This is a genomic window from Nostocoides jenkinsii Ben 74 (assembly GCF_001046875.1).
GTDB lineage: Bacteria > Actinomycetota > Actinomycetes > Actinomycetales > Dermatophilaceae > Nostocoides_A > Nostocoides_A jenkinsii.
The window spans coordinates 2942645-2966474 of record NZ_HF571038.1; the positions used below are offsets into that span (position 1 = coordinate 2942645).

Annotated in this window: 18 protein-coding genes and 3 pseudogenes; 13 read left to right on the plus strand and 8 right to left on the minus strand. The window is 67.8% G+C overall.

Features of this window, described 5'->3' with window-relative positions:
* The 3 genes from BN13_RS19705 to BN13_RS14045 all read right to left on the minus strand — a co-directional run.
* On the minus strand, positions 1-661 hold a 661-nt coding region (locus BN13_RS19705; RefSeq protein WP_321162912.1), incomplete at its 3' end, for a cupin domain-containing protein.
* A 128-nt stretch (positions 662-789) separates the two neighbouring features.
* Positions 790-1032 carry a hypothetical protein gene (locus tag BN13_RS14040; protein WP_048547859.1) on the minus strand — a complete coding sequence of 81 codons (243 nt, stop codon included), beginning with the start codon at positions 1030-1032 and terminating at the stop codon, positions 790-792.
* 146 nt (positions 1033-1178) lie between these two features.
* Positions 1179-2411, minus strand: coding sequence for a glucose-1-phosphate adenylyltransferase family protein (locus BN13_RS14045; RefSeq protein ID WP_084733776.1), 1233 nt, complete (start codon positions 2409-2411; stop codon positions 1179-1181).
* A 22-nt stretch (positions 2412-2433) separates the two neighbouring features.
* On the opposite strand from BN13_RS14045, the gene BN13_RS14050 reads away from it, so the two are divergent.
* The 3 genes from BN13_RS14050 (at position 2434) to BN13_RS14060 (ending at position 5098) form a co-directional block, all read left to right on the plus strand.
* A complete protein-coding gene (locus BN13_RS14050; protein WP_084733777.1) occupies positions 2434-3840 on the plus strand; it encodes a saccharopine dehydrogenase family protein in 1407 nt (468 codons plus the stop codon).
* Between the two features lie 12 nt (positions 3841-3852).
* Positions 3853-4524, plus strand: coding sequence for an LmeA family phospholipid-binding protein (locus tag BN13_RS14055; protein ID WP_048547861.1), 672 nt, complete (start codon positions 3853-3855; stop codon positions 4522-4524).
* 139 nt (positions 4525-4663) lie between these two features.
* Positions 4664-5098, plus strand: coding sequence for a pyridoxamine 5'-phosphate oxidase family protein (locus BN13_RS14060; RefSeq protein ID WP_321162913.1), 435 nt, complete (start codon positions 4664-4666; stop codon positions 5096-5098).
* A gap of 81 nt (positions 5099-5179) precedes the next feature.
* Here BN13_RS14060 and BN13_RS14065 read toward each other — a convergent pair whose 3' ends face one another.
* Together BN13_RS14065 and BN13_RS14070 are read right to left on the minus strand one after the other, a co-directional pair.
* The gene (locus BN13_RS14065) at positions 5180-7216 is read right to left on the minus strand and encodes an NAD(+) synthase (protein ID WP_048547866.1); all 2037 of its coding nucleotides are present in this window, start codon (positions 7214-7216) and stop codon (positions 5180-5182) included.
* A gap of 142 nt (positions 7217-7358) precedes the next feature.
* Positions 7359-8156, minus strand: a complete 798-nt coding sequence (locus BN13_RS14070) for a crotonase/enoyl-CoA hydratase family protein (protein ID WP_048547869.1) — start codon at positions 8154-8156, stop codon at positions 7359-7361.
* A gap of 37 nt (positions 8157-8193) precedes the next feature.
* Here BN13_RS14070 and BN13_RS14075 point away from each other — a divergent pair, with 37 nt between their 5' ends.
* Positions 8194-9294 (plus strand): endonuclease/exonuclease/phosphatase family protein, encoded by a 1101-nt coding sequence (locus tag BN13_RS14075; RefSeq protein WP_048547876.1) that lies wholly within the window; start codon positions 8194-8196, stop codon positions 9292-9294.
* 141 nt (positions 9295-9435) lie between these two features.
* Here BN13_RS14075 and BN13_RS18835 read toward each other — a convergent pair.
* A pseudogene (locus BN13_RS18835) lies at positions 9436-10083 on the minus strand (IS1380 family transposase); the annotation flags it as partial.
* Positions 10084-10279: 196 nt separating this feature from the next.
* Positions 10280-10888, minus strand: coding sequence for a TetR/AcrR family transcriptional regulator (locus BN13_RS14090; protein ID WP_048547883.1), 609 nt, complete (start codon positions 10886-10888; stop codon positions 10280-10282).
* 516 nt (positions 10889-11404) lie between these two features.
* Between BN13_RS14090 and BN13_RS14095 the strand changes: the two genes are divergently transcribed.
* From BN13_RS14095 to BN13_RS19710, 8 genes and pseudogenes are all read left to right on the plus strand, one after another.
* Positions 11405-12607 carry an ABC transporter substrate-binding protein gene (locus BN13_RS14095; protein WP_235434057.1) on the plus strand — a complete coding sequence of 401 codons (1203 nt, stop codon included), beginning with the start codon at positions 11405-11407 and terminating at the stop codon, positions 12605-12607.
* On the plus strand, positions 12604-13545 hold the full coding sequence (locus tag BN13_RS14100) for a carbohydrate ABC transporter permease (protein ID WP_048547888.1): 942 nt from the start codon (positions 12604-12606) through the stop codon (positions 13543-13545). Before BN13_RS14095 ends, BN13_RS14100 begins: the two co-directional genes overlap by 4 nt.
* Positions 13542-14426, plus strand: coding sequence for a carbohydrate ABC transporter permease (locus BN13_RS14105; RefSeq protein WP_407667874.1), 885 nt, complete (start codon positions 13542-13544; stop codon positions 14424-14426). Before BN13_RS14100 ends, BN13_RS14105 begins: the two co-directional genes overlap by 4 nt.
* Positions 14404-17331, plus strand: a complete 2928-nt coding sequence (locus BN13_RS14110; protein WP_235434058.1) for a glycoside hydrolase family 2 TIM barrel-domain containing protein — start codon at positions 14404-14406, stop codon at positions 17329-17331. Before BN13_RS14105 ends, BN13_RS14110 begins: the two co-directional genes overlap by 23 nt.
* Before the next feature lie 354 nt (positions 17332-17685).
* Positions 17686-18432: a helix-turn-helix domain-containing protein gene (locus BN13_RS14115; protein ID WP_235434059.1), complete on the plus strand. Its 747-nt coding sequence runs from the start codon at positions 17686-17688 to the stop codon at positions 18430-18432.
* Positions 18433-18450: 18 nt separating this feature from the next.
* A pseudogene (locus BN13_RS14120) lies at positions 18451-19545 on the plus strand (IS256 family transposase); the annotation flags it as partial.
* 139 nt (positions 19546-19684) lie between these two features.
* A pseudogene (locus tag BN13_RS18840) lies at positions 19685-19975 on the plus strand (low temperature requirement protein A); the annotation flags it as partial.
* 147 nt (positions 19976-20122) lie between these two features.
* Positions 20123-21097, plus strand: coding sequence for an endonuclease/exonuclease/phosphatase family protein (locus BN13_RS19710; protein ID WP_048547895.1), 975 nt, complete (start codon positions 20123-20125; stop codon positions 21095-21097).
* A gap of 162 nt (positions 21098-21259) precedes the next feature.
* Here BN13_RS19710 and BN13_RS14130 read toward each other — a convergent pair whose 3' ends face one another.
* Complete coding sequence (locus tag BN13_RS14130) at positions 21260-22486, minus strand: AGE family epimerase/isomerase (RefSeq protein WP_053079801.1); 1227 nt, start codon at positions 22484-22486, stop codon at positions 21260-21262.
* A gap of 38 nt (positions 22487-22524) precedes the next feature.
* Here BN13_RS14130 and BN13_RS14135 point away from each other — a divergent pair.
* A partial coding sequence (locus BN13_RS14135) for an MFS transporter (RefSeq protein WP_084733778.1) occupies positions 22525-23830 on the plus strand: 1306 nt, incomplete at its 3' end.

Consider the following 23830-nt stretch of genomic DNA (forward strand, 5'->3'; position numbering starts at 1 on the left):
ACGCGCGGACGCGCGGGTCGGCGGCGAGGCGCGTCGCGGCATACGACTGAAGTTGGCGTCCGAGATGGTGACCGGTCCACGTGTGGATGCCGATGGTCAGGTGGGTGCTGACCTCACCGCGGGCGCTGGCGGCGTGAATGAAGCCGCGCGGCAGGTAGAGCGTGTCGCCAGGTTGGAGGGTCGTCTCGATCAGCGGCGGCCGGGTCGCCGCCTGCTGGACGGCGGCCTTGCGGTTTTCCCACGGCTGGGTGCGCAGGGGATGGGCGAGTACCGGCGGCCGGATACGCCACGTCTTGGTCCCGGCGATCTGGACGACGAAAACGTCGTGCACGTCGTAGTGATCGCTGAAACCCGTGTTCTGCGCCGGCGTCACATAGGCGTTGACCTGCACCGGGTGCCCGAGCTCGGCGGCGAGGTCCCCGGCGAACCGGCTGATCGGCGCCCACGTCCGGTGGAGTCCTTGCAGGACCAGGGTCGCTCCATCGGCGAAGAGCGCGAGCAGCTTGCTGTCGCTGAGCTGGTCGCCGATCTCGGCCCCGACTCCCCCTGGCGCGGTGTAGTCGCCCGCGGCATACGTCCGCCCGTCCTTGGCCACGCGCAGGAAGGGCGTGCGCAGCCCGCGCGTGGAGAGCAACTCATCGGCCGCGGCATTGCTGAACAACGCACCCAGGCCGTGGTCAAGGTGCCCGGCGTTGGGGTTGTCGGCGGCGCGGGTGAGAAGCGGGCGGCTGCCCCAATACTCGGCCGTGAACTGCTGTGGAGGTATGGCGATCAGTCGCCCGAGTGCGTTCAGAGCCCACGCTCGATTTCGCTCGTCGAACCATTCGCCGGCGTCGGAGCGGCCGCGTTCGCCCCGATGGCGCTGGCTACGTCGGCCGGGGTCGGCACCGGCGCGACGACGCTGAGTTCCTCGGCCGTACCTTCCGGGACACTGCCCGCCAGTTCGGTCGGCTCCTCGGCTGGCTCGGTCGGCTGCTCCGTTGGCTGGGTCGGATCGGTGGCTGGTGCGTCATCACCCGGCGTCATGCTCATGGTCGGTTCCCTTCGCGTCGTCGCGTCGTCATTCCGGCGCCCCCCCGCCGAGGGCTGGGTCAATGCCTACCCGAATGCGCGGGGCTGTGGGCCGGTTGGAGTCCCGAAAAAATCCCCCACCCTTCTCAAGGCCGACGCGCCCGGCCTCAGGCCGATGCGCCCGGCTCCAGCCGGCCGCCCGCCGCTACCACGGCGTTCGGCCCCACGACGCTGTCCCGGCCGAGCAGGGTCACGGCCTTCTGCGGCGGGGGCCATCGCGGGATTTCCCTGCCGACCTGGGCCTGGGCGCCGATCTCCACAGCATCGTCGGCTACCACACCCTGCACCCGGGCGCCGGCGCGCACGCATACGCCCGTCATCAACACGCTGTCCTCGACAACAGCACCTTCCTCGACCACCACGCTCGGACCGAGGACGCTGCGCCGCACCGTCCCGGCGACCCGCACGCCCGCGCTGAGGTAGCCGTCCTCCACCACACCCCCCGAGGCCACGAATGCCGGCGGCAACTCCGGGAAGCGCGTCAGCATCGGCCAGCGCGGGTCGTCGAACACGTCGATGCGCCCGAGCAGGAAGTCCCGATGGGCGGCCAGATACACCGACGGCCGTCCGAGGTCGCGCCAATAGCTCGACATCGCATAGGCATACGTCTTTCCCCGCGCGATCAACTCCGGCAGCAGGTGCTCGCCGAAGTCCCCCAGCCCGCCGTCGTCGGCCAATTCCTGCCGGAGCCGGTCGAGCAGCGGCAGGAGGACGTCGGCGCGATACACAAAGATCTCCGAGGCGACCGTATGCCGCGTGGCCTTGGCCGGCTTGTAAGCCAGCCCTCGCACGCGCCCGTCCCGCGCCACGTCGACCACCGCCTTGTGGCGGGCCTCCTCCAGCGATACGTCGGAGGTGACGATGGTGGCCTCGGCGCCGCGGCGCAGGTGCTCGTCAATGACCGCGCGCAGGTCCAGCCGGAAGATGTGATCGGCGCTCGTCACCACGACCACGTCCGGAGCGACCGAGGCGATGTCGTCCGCGATCCGCATCAGGTTGTCGGCGTTGCCGGTGCTGAACCCACCCAGCGAGTCCGCATCCCCCTCCTCGGGCACCAGCCGCCGGTAGCCACCGCGCGTCCGGTCCAAGTCCCACGGCCGGCCCCCGGCGAGATGCTCGTCTAGGCTGCCCGCCTGGTACTGAACCGACACCCACACGTCGGGGATCCCGCTGTGCGCGAGATTGCTCAGCGCGAAGTCGACCAGTTGATAGCTCCCCGCGAACGGCAGCGCTGGCTTGGCCCGCTCCCGGGTGAGCACGTCCATCCGCGAGCCCTGCCCGCCGGCCTGGACGATGGCGAGAATCCGCGCGGTCTGGGCGACCGGAACCACCGATGGCATGCGCCCAACCTAAACTGCGCGCATGACCTCGGCCTCACGGACATACGACCTCGTTCTTTTCGGCGCCAGCGGCTTCGTCGGTGCGCTGACGGCCAATCACCTGGCCGAGCACGCCCCCGAAGGCGCGCGCATCGCGCTGGCCGGTCGATCCCGCGCCAAGGTCGAGTCGGTGCGCGCGACCCTGCCAGCGGTCGCCCACGACTGGCCGATCGTCGAAGCCGACGCCAGCGATCCCGAGGCCATGCGCGAACTCGCCGAGTCGACCAAGGTCATCGTCACGACGGTCGGGCCGTATGCCCGCTACGGCCTCCCGGTTGTCGCCGCGTGCGCCGCGGCGGGCACGCACTACGCCGACCTGACCGGCGAGGTGTTGTTTGTGCGCGAAAGCGCCGACAGCTACCACGAGGTCGCCAAGGCGAGCGGGGCCAAGATCACCCACGCGTGCGGCTTCGACTCCATCCCTTCCGACCTCGGCGTCTGGCTCACCGCCGAGCAGGCCCGCGCGGACGGCGCCGGCGAGCTCACCCAGACCACGCTCTATGTCCGCAGCCTGCGCGGCGGGTTCAGCGGCGGGACGATCGACTCGATGCGGCAGCAGGCCATCGAGATGGCCGATCCGGCGAGCGCGAAAATCGTCAACGACCCCTATGGCCTCAGCCCTGACCGAAGCGCCGAGCCGTCCAGCGGCAAGCGCAAGAAGGCCAAGGCCACCGGCCCGCTCGATGTCGTCAAGGGGCTCGTGACGTCGGCGCCGGTGCGCCGCTCCGCTGACGGCCACTGGCTCGGTCCGTTCGTCATGGCCGCCTTCAACACCCGCATCGTGCGCCGCAGCAACGCCCTCCTCGGGCACGCCTACGGCCGCGGCTTCCGCTACCAGGAAGTCATGGACTTCGGCACCTCCCTCACCTCACCGGTGATGGCGACCGGCTTCACGGCCGGCCTGCTCGGCGTCGTCGGAGGTATGCGGATTCCCGCCACCCGCTCCCTCCTCGGCTACGTCCTGCCCAAGCCGGGCGAGGGGCCGAGCCCCGAGGCCCAGAAGAACGGTCGCTTCAAGATGGAGATCGATGCGGCCACCACGAGCGGCGCGCGCTATCGGACGATCTTCGGCGCGAAGGCCGACCCGGGCTATTCGGGCACGGCGATCATGCTGGGCGAGGCCGCGCTCAGCCTTGCCTTCGACGACCTGCCGCCCATGGCCGGTGTCCTGACGCCAGCGACGGCGATCGGGGAAGCCCTGGCCGATCGGCTTCGCGCGCAGAACTTCACCATCCGCACCGAGGCCGTCGGGTCTGCGCCCGAGGCGAGTTCGGCGTCTGAAGGTTCCGGGGCAGAGGCGAGCTCGGCGTCTGAAGATTCCGGGGTAGAGGCGAGCTCGGCGCCCAATGGCTCTGGGGCAGAGGCGAGTTCGGCGCCCGAGGCGAGCTAAGCGGCATACGGTATGCGGCGTTTCCTCGCCGGGATGGCGACCATGCTCGTTCTTGTGATCGGGGCGGGCACCTGGTGGCTGTCGTCCGCGGGGCGGGCGGGGACGACCATCCCGCGCGAGGCGCCGCTGGGTCCTGGGGTGCGCCCGAGTCCGCCGCCCGCCGATCTCGGCCCCACCGAGACGTGGCTGGGCGACGTGGATCTGTCGTCGTCCTCGCTGATCACCCCGGATGGCCCGTTGCGTGACGTCCACGCGACGGGGACGAATGTGCGGGTGACTTCGGGTGGGCTACGGGTCGGCGAGGTCAATCTGCAGGCGACCTTGCCGTTCGAGGTGGCGGCGCAGCAGGTCGGACACGGTGTGGTGCTGTATGACGCGGGCGGTGGCCTCGCCGGGGTGCGTCGCAGCACCGAAGTTCTCGGCGTCAAGGCGAGCATCCGAGCGACCGGGAAGGTCAGCGCGGTGGGCGGCAACTTGCTGATCACTCCGGTGTCGATCGACGTGGGTTTGCCGGGCTTCATCAACGACGCCATCTCGCAGGCGGCCCGTGAGCTCGTCACGATCGAGCAGAGCATCGAGGGTTTGCCACCGGGATTGCGGCTCACCGCGGTCACCGTGGGGCCCAATGGTTTTCGAGCCACCCTGCGCGGCACGGATGTCACGATCGCGGGGTCCGGCGGATAGGCCCCTGAGGTAAGACTCACAAGACGGGTCCCGCCGACCCGGCTAAGTTGGAGGTCACAGTGATGGGGTTCACCCGCTCCGGGTATCCCCCTCCTTGTACTCAAGGCGAGCACTGAAGGCGAGCACTGAAGGGATGGCCATGTTCGACGACGAGAACCCGATCCACGTGCTGGACGACGAGCAGAGCTGGGACTTCTTGGAGGCCCATGAGTTCGGCCGGTTGGCGTTCCACTTGATCGGCGAGGTGCACATCACGCCGATCAACTACGTCTCGGATAGCCGCGCTCGGCTGCTTTTCCGCACGTCCGAGGGCAACAAGCTCCTCGCCGTGACGATGAATGACGACGTGGCCTTCGAGGTTGATGAGTTCTCGGATACGAATGCCACGAGCGTGGTCCTGCGCGGCCGAGCGCGCGCGCTGGAGCGCAGCGAGGCCGACGCCGTCGAGAGCCTGCCGCTGCGGCCGTGGGTACACACCGACAAGATGGTTGTCGTCGAGATCATCCCGACCGAGATGAGCGGGCGCAGCTTCGACCTCGAACGCCCCTGGCTCCACGCGCGCCCGTCCGACTGATCCCCGCGGGCTGGTCCCCGCGGACCTTCTGCGGACGTTGCAGGGCGGGGGTTGCCGGGCGGAGGTAGTCAGACAGTCCTGTCAGGCGGGCGGGATCCGGTCCAACTCGGCGAGCCACACCTTGGCCGAGACGTCCGACGGCATCCGCCAGTCGCCACGCGGCGACAGCGAGCCTCCGCGAATCACCTTGGGGCCGTTGGGCAGCGCGGATCGCTTGAACTGATTGGCAAAGTAGCGCTTCCCGAAAAGCTGCATCCACCGCCGGATCGTGGCGAGGTCGTAGCCGACCTTCTTATCCGCCGGATAGTTCGGCGGCCACTCCCCGACCGCCGGGTCGGCCCAGGCGTGCACCGCCAGGAAGGCGATCTTGCTCGGCAAGAAGCCCCGGCGCAGCACGTGATAGAGCGTGAAGTCCTGCAGCGCATACGGGCCGATGCTGTCCTCCGTGCTCTGCGGCTTCTCCCCCTCCTTGCTGGGCACGAGTTCGGGGGAGATCTCGGTGTCGAGGATCGAGGTGAGGATCCCGCCAACCCCGTCGTCGAACTGACGCGACGTCGCCACCCACCGGATCAGGTGCTGCATCAAGGTCTTCGGGACACCGCTGTTGACGCCATAGTGCGACATCTGATCGCCGACGCCATACGTGCACCAGCCCAGCGCCAACTCGGATAGGTCGCCCGTGCCCAGCACGATGCCGCCGTGGTGATTCGCCAGCCGGAACAGGTAGTCCGTGCGCAGCCCCGCTTGGACGTTCTCGAAGGTCACGTCATAAACCTCCTCGCCCCGGCCGAACGGGTGGTTCATGTCTTTGAGCATCTGCGTCGCCGCGGCGCGAATGTCGAGAGTCTCGAACGACACCCCCAGGGCCTCGGACAGCAAGGTGGCGTTGTTCTTGGTGTGCTCGGTCGTGGCGAACCCGGGCATCGTGTAGGCCAGGATGTCCGTGCGCGGGCGGCCCAGCCGATCCATCGCCTTGGCGGCCACGATCAGCGCGTGGGTGGAGTCGAGCCCGCCGGACACCCCGATCACGATCTTGGGCTGGCCGATCGAACGCAGTCGCTGTCCCAGCCCGGACACCTGGATGTTGTAGGCCTCGTAGCAATCAAGAGCGAGCCGCTCCTCCTCGTCGGGAACGAAGGGGAAACGATCCACCTTGCGACGCAACCCGATATCGGCCATCGGCGGGTCAAGATCGAACTCGACGTGCCGATAGTCGGTGCGCTCGGCATACGCCCGGCGGTTGTCGTCGAAGGTGCCCTGTCGCATCCGCTCCTGCCGCAGCAGGTCGAGGTCGATGTCGGCGACGGAGCGGCGCGGCCCCTCGGGGAAGCGCTCGGTCTCGGCGAGCATCCCCCCCATCTCATAGATCATCGTCTGCCCGTCCCAGGACAGGTCCGTCGTCGACTCGCCTTCTCCCGCAGCGGAATAGATGTATGCCGCGTTGCACCGCGACGAGGCCGACTCGCACAGGAGCTTGCGGTCGTACGACTTCGCGATCGTGATCGGGCTGCCGGAGAGGTTGACCAGCACGGCGGCACCGGCCAGCGCCGCCTCCGCACTCGGGGGAATCGGCACCCACATGTCCTCACAGACCTCGACGTGAACGGTCAGTCCGCGCACATCCCGCGCCGCGAAGATCAGGTCGGGGCCGAACGGGACGGACTGCCCGCCGATCGTGATCGAGGCGCCCCGCTGATCGTCACCGGGGGCGAAGTGGCGCCGCTCGTAGAACTCGCGATACGTCGGCAGGTAGGACTTGGGTGCGACCCCGAGGATCTGACCGCGATGAATCACGATGCCGCAGTTGAAGATTCGGTTGCCCTTGCGAAGGGGCGCACCGACCACCAGGACAGGCAGCAACTCGCGGGTGCCCTCGACGAGCCGCGCCAACGCCGCCTCGACCGCGTCGAGCACCGGGTCTTGCAGGAAGAGGTCTTCCAACGAATAACCCGACAACCCCAACTCGGGAAAGACCGCCAGCGCAACGCCGTCGTCGTGACACTCGCGGGCCTGGGCGAGGGTCGCATCGACATTCGCCTGCGGGTCGGCCAACACCACGGGATGGGTGACGGCCGCGATCCGAGCAAAACCATGGGCGTATGCCGAGCGGAACTCCATGGCGCCGATCCTAGGCTCGCGCCCCTCTCAGGTGGGCTGGGTGAGTTAGTCCGGTGGATGGCTCCGATGGGGTGGATGGCTCGGCTGGGGTGGCTGGGGTGGGGTGGTTGGGGTGGGGTGGGCTCGGCTGGGTGGGCTCGGGTCAGCGCGCCCGCGGCGCATACTCCGGGGTGGTCTTGCTGGCGCTCGCCGCGCGCACGATTCGGGTGTTCTTGGCCAGCAGCAGGCGCGCCTGCTCGATGCGCTCCCGGGCGAAGGCGCGCCGCGACGAGCCGGGCCACGTCGCTTCGAAGAGCCGCTTCGTCGCCGCGACCGAATCCGGGCTGCGCGTGAGGATCTCGTCGATCAACTCGCCCGCCGCGACGTGCGGATCCGTCGAGACTCGGGTGACCAGGCCGAGGTCGCGGGCCTGCTCGCCCGTCAGCGTGCGGGCCGTCATGGTCAACTCCTTGGCGGTATCGATGCCGACGACCTGGGCCAGCGACCGGACCCCGCTCATGTCGGGCACCAGGCCCCACTTGGCCTCCATGACCGCCCACTTGGCGTCGGGGGTGGAGACGCGGAAGTCCGCGCCGAGGGCGAGTTGCAGTCCCGCGCCGTAGCAATGCCCATGCACGACGGCGATGACCGGAACCGGCACGCGCCGCCACGCCCAGCAGGCTTCCTGGAAGGTGTTGGTTCCCCGACCGGGCCGAGTCACAAAGCTCGCCCCGAACGCGCCGAGGCCGCCCGCCAACACCCCAAGGTCGATGCCGGCGCAGAACGCGGGCCCCATGCCGGACAGGACGACGGCGCGCAATGAGCGATCGGACTTCAATGAGTGCGCCGTGGACACCAACCCGCGCAGCATGGGCAGGTTAAGGGCGTTGAGCTTCTCCGGCCGGTTCAGTCGAACGAAGGCGATGTGGTCGGCGATCTCGCAGCTGATCTCGGCAGGCATGCGAGCACCCTAAGGCTGCCGCCGTATCCTCACCGGCGTGACATCGGGCACGCTCGGAACCCCGGCCAGGGGCGGCGCCTCGGGCAGGGGCGGCGACTCGGGCACGGGCAGCACGTCAGGCACGGGCGGTTCGCCCACCCGACGCCGACTCGGCCGCGTCGTCCTCGCCGGTGCCGCGCTCGTCGGCCTGTTCTTGATGCTGCTGCGGCTCATCCCCGCGTTGCAACTGGTGCCTTTTCTGGCCGAGGCCGCGTCCTTCGTCCCCTTCGGCATCCTCGCCTGGCTGGTCGTCGTCGTGGTGGCGCTGCGCAGCCCCGTCCGCCGCCGTCGCCAACTCGTCGTGGCGCTCGCAGTGGTGGGACTCGTCATACAGCTCAGTTGGGTTCTGCCGTACTACATCCCGAACGCCCCGCAATCCACTGTCGGCACCACCCGCGACAGCACCACCCCCACTGGCACCACAGTCAAGGTCGCCTCGATCAACATTCTCGGCGGCAAGGCTGACATCGCGCGGCTGTCCGAGGACACCGCCGACCGCGATGTCGTCATCCTGATCGAACTCGACCCGGAGACCGAGGCGTATGTCGAGACGCTCGGCTGGGCGGACCGCTACCCCTATCGCGTAGGTCGCTCCGATCCCGATCGGGCGCCGGGGCTGAAGATCTACTCCCGATTCCCCCTGACCGAACTCGAGGATCTCGACCTCTATCTGGGCGGTCACGTCGTGGAGGTGAAGCCGCCGACCGGGCAGCCGCTGGTGCTGTTGAGCGCGCACGCCATCACTCCCCTGCTCGGCGCTCGGGGCTGGCGCGCGGACGGGAACCGGATCGCTGACGCCGCCGCCCGGTATCGCGGGCGCCCCCTACTCGTGATCGGTGACTTCAACGCCACCCCCGACCACCTGACCGTCCGGACGATCCGCGCGCGGGCCGGGCTCACCTCCGTCTCTGACGACCTCGGCGCCGGGTGGCTGCCGACGTGGCCGGCCGACACGGCCATACCGCCGATTTTGCCCCTGGACCAAGCCTTCGTCGGGGGCGCCGTCGTTCCCACCGCGATCCGAACCCTGCCAGCCCCGACCTCGGATCACCGGGGCCTCGCCGTCGACGTCGTCGTGGGAGCCTCCCCCGGTCCGTGAGGTTCGGGCTCGCGCACCGATCTTGGACAATGGTCCAGTTCTCCTCTTCCCGACACCACCCCGCCTGAGGTTCGTATGCCGCTTCCCACCCTCCGCGCCGCCCATGGCCGCCTGCAGCAGCGGCTTCACGTCGGCGGGGTGCAGTGTGCGCACGGTCTTGAGCGCGTCGGCGACCAGCCGTTTTGCTCCGCGCGGGGACCCGCACGAGCCCTTGCGCAGCCGCTGCGCCACGATCACCGGTGCCGAGTTCGTCGTGGTGACGGTGGCCAGCAGTGCGTTCAGGCCGCGGACCCCGGAGTAGCCGAACCCGGCGCCCTGCTTGGCGTGGCCGTGGACCTCGATGATGGTGTCGTCGACATCGACCAACACCCGAGCGGTGCCGTCGCCGAGGACCGGCGCGGCTTGGCCGCCCTGCGCTGCCAGGTTGGTGAGGAACCTCGAGGCGACCGCGTCGAGCTGGCGGACGTGCCCGAACGTGAACGCGCGCAGGAACGACCCCAACGTCGACGGCGCGTACGCCCGGGCGAAGACCCGACCCATCCCGCCGTGCCGCAGCAGCGCCATGTCGTCGATGGAGTCGGCGCCGGCGACCATGCCCGCCACGAGCGAGGCGACCTTCAACCCGGCGTTGGCGCCCTTGTCGCCCGGGACGCTCAGAGGCTCATCCGCAAGGCGCCGCAGCCCCGCCCGATCAGCCAGGGCCAGGGCCGGAACCAACCCGGCGGCCGACACGAGATTCGGGTCGTCGAAGACCGCTGAGGTCGCTGTGAGGGTGTGAGAGAGTTTCACCTACGAGATGCCCCTTGCGTGTGTGACGAACTGAAGCGTGAAGAACTCCAATTCTGTTGCCACACAGGGGCATTCTCATGCTCCGACGCGCCTCCTCAGCCCACTGCCACCCTGCCCATCGGTGGATCGAGGCTAAGAGTCGGGAGACCTTCCCATCGCATGGAGCAGGCTGGTCATGTTGTGGGCACAAGACCCGTCACCCCTGATAGCTGACAGTTCCTTCCGCAGGGTGGGTGATGAGTTCAGGGAAAGCCTTCAGGTAGGCGACGACGTCGATCTCGTCGGGCTGCAGTAGCCACTGCAGCTGGATCCCGTCCCACAACGCGGTGATACAGCCTGCCGCGAGCCGGGGATCGACGCCTGATCGCAGGCGTCCTGCGTCTCGGAGCTTCTCGAACTCCTCCTGGAATCCCCGCCGGACCGTGGTGAATCGCTCAGTGAAGTAGTCGCGTCCCGGATGACCGTCTGTGATGGAGTCTGCCGACAGCACCGTGTACAGCGCGATCAACTCGGGGATGGTCTGGTTCCACCGCGCTTGGGAAAGCACATCGGCGATGAGGTCGCCGGTGCCGGTGCGCTGCCCGGGGCTGTCGGCGTCCCGTCTTTCAAGGAGTGCCAGCAGCAGGTCTTCCTTGCTGTTGAAGTGGTGCATGAGAGTGGAAAGCCCCATGTTCGCGACCCTGGCCACCTCCCGCATCGAGCCGGCTTGATAGCCGCGCGACGCGAACACTTGGAGGGCAGCGTCAAGAATTTGCTGACGGCGCTCAGCCGTCTTGGCGTAAGGCCCCCGCCGTACCTCTGACATTTCGATTCCGTTCTGCGCGTCAAACTAGGTCATCTGCACGGTTTATGGTACTGTGCGTGCTATGTCCCAATGGTGAGGCAACGGGCTCGATGCTCGCGGTCCGCACCCGACTTGGAGGTGTTGTGCCGTGTCGTCTCGACCGAACAGTCTCGATCCTGGATCACCCGTGGGCCCCACGTTCCTGACCCACTGCCCCCCCGTTGGCACGACAGCGGTGAGCGCCGATCGTGTGCTCCGGCCGATCGCCCGACATTCACGGACTGACTCACAGCGGCCCCTTCCTCACGCATTGGGCGACGCGGACTCGATGCGCGAAGCCAATGATTCGTCAAACCCTCACCAGTCAGGGCGACCCACGTGAAGAGCGAACGGGGGAACAGAATTGTTGGCACCGGGATTCGACCTGGGCGCCTGAGAGCAGTTGGCACCGCGCTCGTCCTATCCTTGGCAGTAGCCGGGTGCAGCGGAGCGGGCCCTCAAGCGGCTTCGACGGCGTGCGAACCCTCCACGGGGGCCGTGAAACTGTCATTCTGGTCCTGGGTTCCAGGCATCGATGACGCCGTCGACCTCTGGAACGCGCAGCACCCGAAGGTCCAGGTTGAGCTGAATACCGTGCCCGGCGGCAACCAGGGCACATACCAGAACCTGTCGAACGCACTGAAGGCCGGGAACGAACCCGACTTGGCCCAGATTGAGTACGACACCCTGCCCAGTTTCCGCTTGCAACAGGGGCTGCGCGACATCTCGCACTGCCTGAAGACGGACACCGGCGACCAGTTCTTCGACTTCGCCTGGAAGCAGGTGACCTTCGGAAACACAGGCGTCTACGCCATCCCCCAGGACACCGGTCCGATGGCGATGTTCTACCGCAAGGATCTGTTCGAGAAGTACGGCGTCGAAGTACCCAAGACCTGGGCGCAGTTCGCAGCCGTCGCCGAGGCAGTACACAAACAGGATCCCACGGTCCAGATCACCCATTTTCCGCAGCGCGACACCGGCTGGTTCGCTGGCCTAGCATCCCAGAACGGCGCGCGGTGGGCACAAATCGACGGAGACAAGTGGCTAGTCAACATCGATGACGCGCCGACGGAGGAGGTCGCGAAATACTGGCAGAACCTGATCGATCGCGGCCTGGTGGCCAACATGCAGGGCTTCTCCCAGCAGTGGAACAAGGCACTCGCCGACGGCAAGTTGCTCACGTGGGTCAGCGCGGTCTGGGGGAATGCCACCCTGGCCAGCAACGTCCCCACGACCTCAGGCAAGTGGGCGCTGGCGCCGATGCCGACCTGGAAGGACGGCGAGCACACGGCAGCCAACTGGGGAGGCTCAAGCACGGCAGTTCTGCGTGGCAGCGACCACCCATACGAGGCGGCCCAATTTGCCCTCTGGCTGAACACCGACCCCGATTCGCTGAAATTGCTCAACCAGAACGGCGGGCTATACCCAGCGACCAGGGCCGGGCTCGACCTGCCGTTCCTGAAACAGCCTTCGCAGTTCTACGGAGGTCAGCACATCTTCGATGTCTTCGCACAAGCCGCCGATAACGTTGACCCCGATTTCATCTGGAGTCCGACGATGACCCAGACCTACGCGTCGCTCGCCGACGGTTTCGGCGCTGCTCTCGGCGGGGACTCCACCCTGTCTGAGGCCCTGGTTGGGGCGCAGGAGGACACCATCACAGCGATGCGCCTACAAGCACTGGAGGTGGAGCCCAAATGAGCCTCGACACGACCGAGAGCGGCAGCAACCACGCCAGCGGCCCGTCCGGTCGCCCTGCCCGCAGTGAAAACCCTTCTAGGAGGGCCGAGCGGCGAGCGATCGTCGGGCTCCTCTCTCCGTTCGCAATCCTCTTCCTGCTGTTCTACATCGTGCCGATCTGCTACGCGTTCGTGCGCAGCTTCTTCGTGACCACGCGTAAGGGTGCGTTCGGTCCCGCCGAAGACGCATGGGGTGGACTGTCGAACTATGGTCAGGCACTCAAGGACCCCGCCTTGATCGCGAGCGTGGGGCGAGTGCTGCTGTTCGGGTTCATCCAGGTGCCGGCGATGCTGGTCATTGCGCTGACCTTCGCCCTCCTGCTCGACTCTAGAAGCGCACGCTTCAAGCGCTTCTTCCGACTCACCTACTTCGTCCCGTACGCCGTCCCAGTAGTGATCGGTGCCATCGTGTGGGGCTTCCTGTTCACACCTGGCCTCGGCCCGGTCGCCGACCTGATTCCCATCGACTTCCTCGGGAACACATGGGTGCTGTGGTCCATCGCTATCATCGTGACCTGGACGTACGCCGGATACAACATGCTGATCATGTATTCCAACCTCCAAGCGATCGACCAGGACATCTACGAAGCCGCACGCATCGACGGCGCCAACGCGTGGCAGACCGCCCTGCGGATCAAGATCCCGCTGATCCGCGACTCGGTCATCCTGACCGGGGTCTTCTCCATCATCGGAACCTTGCAGCTGTTCGCGGAACCGCAGGTGCTGCGCAGCATCTCGACGAGCATCTCCAGCACCTACACACCTAACCTCCTGGCCTTCACGGCCGCGTCGGGCAACGCCTACAACTACGCCGCGGCCGTGTCGTTCTTGCTCGCCATGGCCACGGCTGTGCTGTCGTTCGTCTTCCTCAGGCTCACCCAACGATGGGAGAACTCATGAGCACCTCCGTGGGGACCGCCCCCCAGCCGACGCAGAAGTGGAAACGAGGCCCGCTCGAATCGGTGCTGCCGGTCGCGGTCATGTTCACGGCCATGGCGTGTTTCATGCTGCCCCTCTGGTACCTCTTCGTCGCCTCATCCAAGAACCGCGGCGACCTGACAACCACTCCCGGTCTGTGGTTCTCCCACTTCCAGCTCGGTACGAATGTCTCAGACACCGTGAACCGCGACGGCGGCATCTTCTGGAGGTGGCTGCTCAACAGCGTGCTGTACGCCGGGGTGGGCGCCGCCATCGGGACGGTCATCGCCGCAATGGCCGGCTATGCACTGGCCAAATATGAGTTCCGTGGCCGTGAGGCCACCTTCAACACAATCCTCGCCGGAGTGCTGGTGCCGGCAACCGCCCTTGCCCTGCCGCTGTTCTTGATCTTCGCGGCGGTCGGGCTGACGAATACCTACTGGTCGGTGCTGCTGCCCAGCCTCGTGAGCCCGTTCGGCGTCTACCTGTCCCGGATCTACGCATCGGCCTCCGTGCCCGATGCCCTGATCGAGGCCGCGCGCCTGGACGGTGTGGGCGAGTTCCGGATCTTCCTCATGATGGCGACTGCGCTGATGAAGCCGGCGCTGGTGACGATCTTCCTGTTCCAGTTCGTCGTCATCTGGAACAACTTCTTCCTGCCGCTCATCATGCTGGTCGACCGGAAGCTGTTCCCGATGACGCTGGGCCTGTATTCCTGGAATTCTCAGACCCAGCAGGACCCCACGCTCGCAACAGCAGTGCTCACCGGGGCACTGCTGTCGGTCGTGCCCATCATCGCCGCCTTCTTGATGCTGCAGCGATACTGGCGAGGCGGACTGGGTGCTGGTGGCGTCAAGGGATGATCCGCACCGGCAAACCTGGCCTCTCGAAACCCGCGACGGCGTAGTGGAACCGAACCGAGGCACGCGTGATCCTCGCGCCTGGTTCGCCTCCGACGCACCACAGCTGTCGTTGGCCGGTCAGTGGGCATTCCGGTTTTCGGAGCGGATCGGCGCCTCCCTGGACTTTGTGGCCCCGACGTACGACGACACCCGCTGGGACCGGTTACCGGTGCCATCACACTGGCAACTCCACGGCTACGGCGCCCCGGCTTACACCAATGTGAGGTATCCGTTCCCCGTCGAGCCACCCCACGTGCCGGATGAGAACCCGACCGGCGACTACCGGCGCACCTTCGCTGTCCCAGACGAGTGGGCCGGTCTCGACGCGATACTGAGATTCGGCGGGGTCGACTCCTGCCTGCGGGCCTGGCTCAACGGCGAGGAAATCGGCTCCGCCCAGGGCAGTCGACTCCCGAGCGAGTTCGACGTGGGCGCACTGCTACGACCCGGTGCCGAGAACGTGCTCGCCGTACGCGTGCACCAATGGTCCGCCGGCTCGTATCTAGAAGATCAGGACATGTGGTGGCTCTCGGGTATCTTCCGCGACGTCGCGTTGCTGGCCAGGCCGACAGCCTCACTGGATGACTTCTTCGTGCATACCGGGTACGACCACGTCACTGGGCAAGGTTCGTTGCGTATCGAGGCCAGCGCGCCCGCCAGGCTGGTCGTCCCCGAACTGGCACTCGATATCGCGACCGGTGACACGGCGCGCATCGACCGGGTTGAGCCGTGGAGCGCCGAGGTGCCGCGGCTCTACCACGGGACGCTGGCGACCCATGGCGAACGGGTGCCAGTCCGAATCGGATTCCGCACCGTGGTCGTCGAAAACGGGCTGCTGAAGGTCAACGGAAGCCCAATCCTGCTACGCGGGGTCAACCGGCACGAATTCGATACCGACCACGGCAGAACGGTCTCCGGGGAGCTAATGCGCCGCGACGTGACAATGATGAAAGCGCACAATCTGAACGCGGTGCGCACCAGTCACTACCCGCCGCACCCGCATTTCCTAGACCTGTGCGACGAACTCGGCCTCTACGTTATCGACGAGTGTGACCTGGAGACCCACGGATTCGAACGGGTCGGGTGGCGGGGCAACCCCGCCGACGACCCGCGATGGGAAGACGCGCTCGTGGACCGGATGCGCCGGATGGTCGAGCGCGACAAGAACCATCCCAGCATCATCATGTGGTCGCTGGGCAACGAGAGCGGCAGCGGACGGAACCTGGCAGCGATGGCTCAGTGGACCCGCCTTCGCGATCCATCCCGGCCGCTGCATTACGAGGGCGATCAGACCTGCGCCAATGTCGACGTCTACAGCCGCATGTACGCCGACCACGCGGAGGTCGAAGCGATCGGTCAAGGCACCGAAGAGCCTCTGAGCGACCCGGCACTTGACGCACGCCGCCGTACCCTGCCGTTCATCTTGTGCGAGTACGGCCACGCCATGGGAAACGGGCCGGGCGGCTTCTCGGAGTATCAGGAACTGTTCGAGCGCTACCCCCGCTGCCAGGGCGGCTTCGTGTGGGAATGGATCGACCACGGCCTGCGTCAGTACACCCCGGAAGGTAGGCCGTTCTTCGCTTACGGAGGGGACTTCGGCGAACCGGTCCACGACGGCAACTTCGTCGCCGACGGATTGATCTTCCCCGATCGCACCGCGTCGCCAGCGCTGCTCGAACTCAAGAAGGTCATCGAGCCGGTCCGCATTCGCGCAGACGCTTCAACAGGCACGCTGCTGATCGGGAATCGCTACGATTTCCGCACCCTGTCGCACCTGGCTTTCAACTGGACGCTGGAGACGGAGGGCGTTCCGCTGGCTGCTGGGCACCTCGACGTCCCGACGGTCCGTCCCGGCCGAGAGGTCGAACTCCCATTCCCGCAGTTGCCGTCAAGGTCCGGCGAATCGTGGCTGACCGTACAGGCCGTGCTCGCGGCTGATACCGACTGGGCGCCCGCCGGCCACGAGGTGGCCTGGGGTCAGATCCCGGTGTCGCCCGGCCAGCCGCTCCCGCCGCCTCGCCGCCACGCATCGCCCGTGGTCGACGAGAACGGACTCAGGCTGGGCCCGGGCGCGTTCGACCCGATCAGTGGCCGGCTGCGTGCGCTGGGCTCCCTAGAGGTGGAGGGACCGAGGTTGGACGTCTGGCGCGCACCAACCGATAACGACCGCGGGGCTCCTGAGGATGGCGGCGGCCTGGCAGCGCAATGGCGCGACCTCGGACTGCACAGGATGCGTCATCGAGTGATCGAGGTCCTGACCGAGAATGATGCAGTGGTAGTCCACGCACGAGAGGCCCCGGCGGGAACCGATGTCGGGCTGCGGACGACCTACACCTGGACCGTTGCCGACCAGATGCTGGTCCTGTCGCTCGTCGTCATGCCAGAGGGCACCTGGCCCGTCCCACTGCCAAGACTCGGTCTCCGCCTTGCGGTGCCCGCCAGGCTTGGGAAGATCGAATGGTTCGGTCGCGGTCCCGGCGAAGCCTACCCAGACACCCGGCAGGCCGCGCGGGTCGGCCGGTTCACCAGCACCGTCGAGGACCTCCAGACCCCCTACGTCATGCCACAGGAGAACGGCAACCGAACCGAGGTCCGCTGGGCGGCCCTCACCGACAAGCACGGACACGGACTGAGGATCAATGGCCTCGCGTGCTTCGACTTCACCGCCCGGCGCTGGACCAGCGAGACCCTCGAGACCGCCCAGCATGCCAGCGATCTCCGCCCAAGCGACCGCATCTGGGTCAACCTCGACGCCGCCCACCATGGCATCGGCTCCGCCGCCTGCGGCCCCGGCGTCCTGCCGCGGTACCGGCTGGACGCCCGACCCACGAGATTCGCTGTCGCGTTCACCGAAGTCGACCAGTAGCGGCCCGCTGCGGCCACGCAGGTCGAACGTCGGTAATACCCCGTCGCTGCGACCCGGCAGGGCAGTCGTTCGCCGGAACGCGATCCGCTCACGGAGACACGAGCAGCGGGCGGGGTGCCGTCCCGGTAAACGCAAAGGCAGCAGGGGCTGGTAGCACCGTTCTGCTACAGAGCAGCTGCTGGCACGTTGTGCATCATCTGGCGCAGGGCGAGGAGTAGATCGATCTCCAACCGAGCCGACAGGTGCCGACTGTCCGGCTCTTCAACTTTGAGCGTGGTGGGCCCTTGATCGAGGGCTCGCGGCCCTGCGCCAGCATGGGTGTTGTCGAGACATCCAAGAGCGAGGACCGCGAGCGTGTTCCAGCCTACGTTCGACGCCGATCCGGCGTCGCTTCTGTTCAACCTGCCCGACTACCGGGTCGTCTGCGTGACCGCGGCCGTCGGTGACGACCCGCGGCAGGTGGTCGTCGAGACCATCGACACCGAGGGCGCTTGCCCGGCCTGCGGAGTGCTCTCCTCCCGGGTTCAGGCGCGTCCGGTTCAGGAGGTCAAGGACGTCACCTGCGGAGGAGAGCGGCTCGCCGTGTCGGTCCGCAAACGCCGGTATGTGTGCGCCGAAACAGCCTGTCCGAGGAGGACGTTCACCGAGCAGACCGACCAGGTCCCGGCCCGCGCCCGGGTCACCGCCCGGCTCGCCGAGCAGGTGATCACCGCCTGCCGGGTCGAGCCGCGGGCGGTGTCCCGGGTCGCCGACGAGGCCGGCCTGGCGTGGCCCACGGTGATGCGGCTGTTGGCCTCCACGCTCGACTTGACCCGGGCGGTCGACACCCGCCACGTGCAACGCCTCGGGATCGACGAGCATCGGTTCCGCAGCGTGCGGTACCTGCGCGACCCCGACACGAACACGGTGCAGCGCGTGGAGCCGTGGTCGATCGTGTTCACCGACCTGGACTCCGGCGCCCTCCTCGACGTCGTCGACGGCCGCCGCGGCCCGGTCGTCACCGCGTGGCTGTCCGAGCGGCCGCGGTGGTGGCGCCGCCGGGTCCAGATTCGTCGGGGGGTATCAGATGGTCTGTGTAAGCGAGGGGGTCTCCAACCCTGAAGGAGTTTGACTGTGAGCATGACCAAGGAAGCGAAGAAGGACGCTGTCGAGCCTGAGGCTCGCCGGTTGCGTCGGGAGTTGTTCACCGACGAGATGCTGGACCAGTTGATGGCTGCCACGGATGAGCGTGGGCTGTCGCTGACCGGGCAGGGCGGGTTCCTGCCGGAGATGATCAAGGCCGTCCTCGAGCGGGGGATGGAGGCCGAGCTGACCGGTCACCTCGGGTACGACAAGGGCGACCCGGCCGGGAAGGGGTCGGGCAACTCGCGTAACGGGTCCACCCCGAAGACGGTGTCCACTGAGGTCGGTGACATCGCGTTGGACCAGCCTCGGGACCGGAACTCCACGTTCGCGTCGGCGCTGGTGCCCAAGGGCGCCCGCCGCCTGGGCGGGCTGGAGGACATGATCATCAGCCTGTACGCCGGCGGGATGACGATCCGTGACATCCAGCACCACTTGGCGTCCACGCTGGGCACCGAGCTGTCCCACGAGACGATCAGCAAGGTCACCGACGCGGTCGCCGAGGAGGTCACCGCGTGGCAGACCCGCCCGCTCGAGGCGTTCTACCCGGTGATCTACCTCGACGCGCTCGTGGTCAAGATCCGCGACGGGGCGCACGTGGCCAACCGGGCCGCGCACATCGCCGTCGGGGTCGACATGGACGGGGTCAAGCACGTCCTGGGCATCTGGGTCCAAGCCGCCGAGGGCGCGAAGTTCTGGGCGTCGGTGTGCGCCGAGCTCGCCAACCGCGGCGTCAAGGACGTGCTGATCGTGTGCTGCGACGGCCTGACCGGCTTCCCCGAGGCCATCGAGGGCACCTGGTCGCAGGCGATGGTCCAAACGTGCGTGGTGCACCTGATCCGGGCCTCGATGCGGTTCGTGTCCTACACCGACCGCAAGGCCGTCGCCGCGATGCTGCGCCCGATCTACACCGCCGCCAACGAGGACGCCGCGCTCATGGCCCTGGCCACGTTCGCCGACTCCACACTCGGCAAGAAGTACCCCGCCGCCGTTGCGTCGTGGGAGAACGCCTGGGACCGGTTCACCCCGTTCCTGGCGTTCGGGCCAGCCCTGCGCAAGGTCATCTACACGACCAACAGCATCGAGAGCTTGCGCCCGATGAGCGGGCGGGATCCGCAGGAGCAGGCCCGGGTGGCCACCCCGCTGGAACTGCTTTTCGACCTGACCTTTGTGGTGGCCCGCCAATGCCGGCAACCAGATGGCGCACATGGTCGCCGCGGGGCACTGGGCGATGGGCGCGACCGGCTTCGTGTTCGTTATTTTTGGGATCACCTGGGCGTGGATCAACTACGCGTGGTGCGCCTCCGCCTTCGACACCGACGACTGGGCGTACCGCCTGCTGACGATGGTGCAAATGATCGGCGTCGTGATCTTCGCGCTGGGGTTGGCGCCGTTCTTCCACTCGTTGGAAGGTGGGGAGCACGTCGACAACCGGACGATGGTGCTCGGCTACGTCGTGATGCGCGCGGCGATGCTGGTGCAGTGGTTGCGGGCCGCGGCGCAGTGCCCGGCTGCCGCGCACGTGTCGCTCACGGTGTGCCTGCTCGTGATCGCGTTGGCCCGGCCATCGTGGTGGTGGGCTACGAGATCGCCGGCGGGTACGAAAAGCAGGCGGCTGCGTTGGAGGCGGAGAGTTCTGGCTCGCATCACTGACGTCAAGCCCCCGGACGTGGCTAGCACGTCGGTATGGCGCGGCCTCGCCTACCTCGTGCTCGGCGGCTGCCTCCCGGTGGCCACCGTCCTGACGGTGCTCCGGGCCGCCCCGGCGACCCAAGAACTCCCGGGGGCCGGGCTCGTGTCGGCCTTCTCGGCATACGCCCTGGGGTTGTGGGTGATCGTCGCTCTGGTCTTGGCGGCGTTGTTTGGTGGGCGTCGCCGGGCTCGGACGGGTATGGCCGCGCTGCTCGCGCTCGCGCTGGCCGGGCTGCACGCGTGGTGGATCGCGCCGTTCTATCTCGCGGACGATCAGCGCGCGGGTGGGCGGCCGCTCACCATCGTGAGTCTGAATGTGCTTGGTGGAGCGGCCGATACGAACGAGTTGATCGCGCAGGCGGAGGGGGCGGACATCGTGGTGCTGCTCGAATACGACCTGGCGACCGAGTTCGCGTTGAACCAAGCTGGGTTCGCGAAGACGTACCCCTATCGCACCGGGACAGCGGAGAATTGGGCGGACGGATCGGCGGTGTATTCGCGGCTGCGGCTAGGCGAGGCGCGCCGCCTGAACACCCTCTTCGGGACGTATCTGGTGCAGGTCGATCCGGGTGGGCCGGACGCGTTCACGCTGGTGGCCGGTCACCCGGTGAATCCGCTGACGAGCCGGCGCGGCTGGCTGTCCGATGCGGCCCAGATCCGGGAGGCGGTAGTGGCCGAAAGGGCCGCGCGGCTGGTGGTCATAGGGGACCTCAACTCCACGCCAGATCACGTGACGATGCGCCGGCTGATGGACGGGACGGGGCTGCGCGAGGCGACCGATCTCGTCGGGAGCGGCTGGCCGCGGACGTGGCCCGCCAACCGGATGGTGCCGCCACTGCTGGGCCTGGACCAGGCCCTGATCCGGGGCCAGGTGGCGGCGCGAAGCGTCGAGACGTTAGCAATCCGCGGGACGGATCACCTCGGCATACGGGTGCGGTTGAGCCTGCTGTAAATGGGTGGTGAGGCTCACCTGCGCTGGTGAGGCTTTCCTGCGCTGGTGAGGCTTTCCTGCGCTGGTGAGGCTTTCCGCGGACGTGGTGAGGCTTTCCTGCGCTGGTGAGGCGCTATAATGCCTCACCAGCGCACAAACCCCTCACCAGCCGGGCAATAAGCCTCACGCGCGGGCGGCGAGCGCGCTGGCGAACGACGGCGTCAGCGGCAGGCGCGGCAGCAACATGGCCTGCACCGCGTGGTACGTGTCCGGCTTGCCCGACCACGTCCCGGCGGCGGGGGTGTTGTCGGGCGCCAGCTCCGCGTACCACGATCCACCGACGCGGTCGAGCAGATGCGCCTTCGCGTAGGCCCACCAGCGCTCGAACTCCGCGCTCCACCGCGCCTCCCCCGTCGCGTGCTGCAAGGCCCAGGCCGCGCCGAGCGCCTCCGTGAGCACCCAGTGCATCCGCGCGGGCACGACGGGAGCACCCGACCAGTCCGTCGTATAGACGAAGCCGTCCGTCCCATCGACCGCCCACCCGTCGGCGATCGCCCGCTCGGTCAGCGCCACGGCCGCCGGGGTGGCCCAGTCCCACTCCGGGCCACCCAACGTCGTCGCGGTGGCGAGGGTCAGCCGACTCCACTCGAGCGCGTGGCCGATGGTCGCGCCATACGGTCGGAAGGGGTGGGCCGGCTCGTCCCGGTTGTGCTCCAGCAGCGGCTCCCAGTCGGGAGTGAAATGCTCCGGGATCCGCCAGCCGTTGTCGCGGGCGAAGCCGTCGATGGCGCGCGTGACGATCCGGCCGGCCCGCTCGTGCCACCGCTCGTCCCCGGTGACATCCCCCGCCGCGAGAAACGCCTCGACCGTATGCATGTTCGCGTTCATCCCGCGGTAGGTCTCCTCCCGACGCCAATCCGCGGTGAAGGACTCCCGGCTCATTCCGACCTCGTCGTCCCAGAAGTAGCGGTCGTGCACGGCGAGCGCGGAGGCGAGCAGGTCATCGCTGCCTGGGGCCTCGCAGAGTTGGGCGCTCGACCCAGCGAGGATGACGAAGGAGTGGGCGTAGGCCTCCTTGTCGCGCGCGGTGGGGTGCCGCCCGTCGGGGCTGATCGCGGCATACCAGCCGTCGTTGGTGCTGTCGTGGAAGGTCTTGCCGAGCGCGTCGACACCGTGCTCGACGAGTTCCAGGAAGCCGGGGTGCCCGAGCAGGTGGCCGAGCGCGCAGACGTGGGTCATCCGGCACGTGATCCACAACTGCAGATCCCGCTCCACCACTTGGCCGTCGTCCCCGAGCCACCCGAAGCCGCCGCGGACCGCAGCTGCCCTCGTGAACTCCAGGAGACGATCCGCCTCGGCGGCGAACTCCTCGGCCGTCGCGGGTGAGCAGAGAGCGGTGTTTTCGGTCACATCGGCAGGGTGTCATGGCTCGGTGCCATCATGCAGGAATGACCACAGCCGCCTCATCTGGGCCGCAAGCCCCGGTCTACGCCCGGCGGGCGCTCGCCGTCGCGGTCGTGACCTTGCTCGCCCTCGTGGCGTCGGCGGCATTCCGCTCCTCGACCGGGGTGCTGATGGAGCCGATCGAGAGCGAGTTCGGCTGGAGCCGGGCGACGACAGCCGGGGCGGTGAGCCTCAACCTCGTGCTGTTCGGGTGCATTGCGCCGTTCGCGGCGGCGCTCTTGGAGCGCTATGGACCCCAGCGGGTGGTGTCCATTGCCTTGGTCATCGTCGGGCTCGCGTCCGCCGCGACAACGGTGATGACGTCGCCCTGGCAGTTGTGGGTGTTGTGGGGTTTGGTCATCGGCACGGCCACCGGCTCGACCGCGCTCGTGCTCGGCGCGATCGTGGCGAATCGCTGGTTCACCGCCCGGCGTGGCCTGGTCATCGGCATCTTCTCCGGCGCCAATGCGACGGGCCAACTGTTGTTCTTACCCGCGATCGCCGCGACGAGCACCAACTACGGGTGGCGCTGGGCGGCCGGCATCGTCGCGACGCTCGCCCTGCTGACGGCCGCCCTGATCTACCTCTTTATGCGCGACCGGCCGCAAGATATCGGTCTCATTCCGTATGGCGCAGTGCCCGGCTCCCCCGATGCCGCCGCCATCCCCCCGCCGGCGGTCTCGCCCGTCCGGGCGGCGCTGAGCACCCTGCGGGAGGCCAGCCGTCGGTGGTCGTTCTGGGCGCTGATGCTGACCTTCTTCGTGTGTGGGTGGTCCACCAACGGCCTGGTCCAAACGCACTTCATTCCGGCCGCGCACGATCACGGGATGCCGGCGACGACGGCCGCGAGCCTGCTGGCCCTCGTCGGCATCTTCGACCTCGTCGGGACGATCGCCTCGGGTTGGCTCACCGACCGGGTCGACGCACGCTTGCTCTTGCTGGCCTATTACTCGCTGCGGGGGCTGTCGCTGTTCACGGTGCACTCGCTGCTGGCGCCGGGCGTCGAACCGGGGATGTGGGTGTTCATCATCTTCTACGGCCTCGACTGGGTCGCGACCGTGCCACCGACCGTGGCCCTATGCCGGCAACACTTCGGGCTGCACGCCTCCGGCATCGTCTTTGGCTGGACGTATGCCGCGCACATGGTCGGCGCGGGCCTCGGCGCCTGGTTCGCGGGCTGGATTCGGACTGTGGACGGCACGTATCGCACGGCCTGGATGAGCGCTGGTGTGCTGTGCATTGCGGCGGCCTTCGTGTGCCTAACCATCCCCAAGCCTCCCGCCGAGGAGAGAGGCCCGCCGGCGGGGCCGG

Excerpts from the sequence above, each read along its gene's own strand:
- BN13_RS14090 (WP_048547883.1), bottom strand. The coding sequence starts at position 10,888 with ATGTCAGAGGTACGGCGGGGGCCTTACGCCAAGACGGCTGAGCGCCGT.
- BN13_RS14040 (WP_048547859.1), bottom strand. The coding sequence starts at position 1,032 with ATGAGCATGACGCCGGGTGATGACGCACCAGCCACCGATCCGACCCAG.
- BN13_RS14045 (WP_084733776.1), bottom strand. The coding sequence starts at position 2,411 with ATGCCATCGGTGGTTCCGGTCGCCCAGACCGCGCGGATTCTCGCCATC.
- BN13_RS14060 (WP_321162913.1), top strand. The coding sequence starts at position 4,664 with ATGTTCGACGACGAGAACCCGATCCACGTGCTGGACGACGAGCAGAGC.
- BN13_RS14055 (WP_048547861.1), top strand. The coding sequence starts at position 3,853 with ATGCGGCGTTTCCTCGCCGGGATGGCGACCATGCTCGTTCTTGTGATC.
- BN13_RS14105 (WP_407667874.1), top strand. The coding sequence starts at position 13,542 with ATGAGCACCTCCGTGGGGACCGCCCCCCAGCCGACGCAGAAGTGGAAA.
- BN13_RS14070 (WP_048547869.1), bottom strand. The coding sequence starts at position 8,156 with ATGCCTGCCGAGATCAGCTGCGAGATCGCCGACCACATCGCCTTCGTT.
- BN13_RS14050 (WP_084733777.1), top strand. The coding sequence starts at position 2,434 with ATGACCTCGGCCTCACGGACATACGACCTCGTTCTTTTCGGCGCCAGC.
- BN13_RS14100 (WP_048547888.1), top strand. The coding sequence starts at position 12,604 with ATGAGCCTCGACACGACCGAGAGCGGCAGCAACCACGCCAGCGGCCCG.
- BN13_RS14065 (WP_048547866.1), bottom strand. The coding sequence starts at position 7,216 with ATGGAGTTCCGCTCGGCATACGCCCATGGTTTTGCTCGGATCGCGGCC.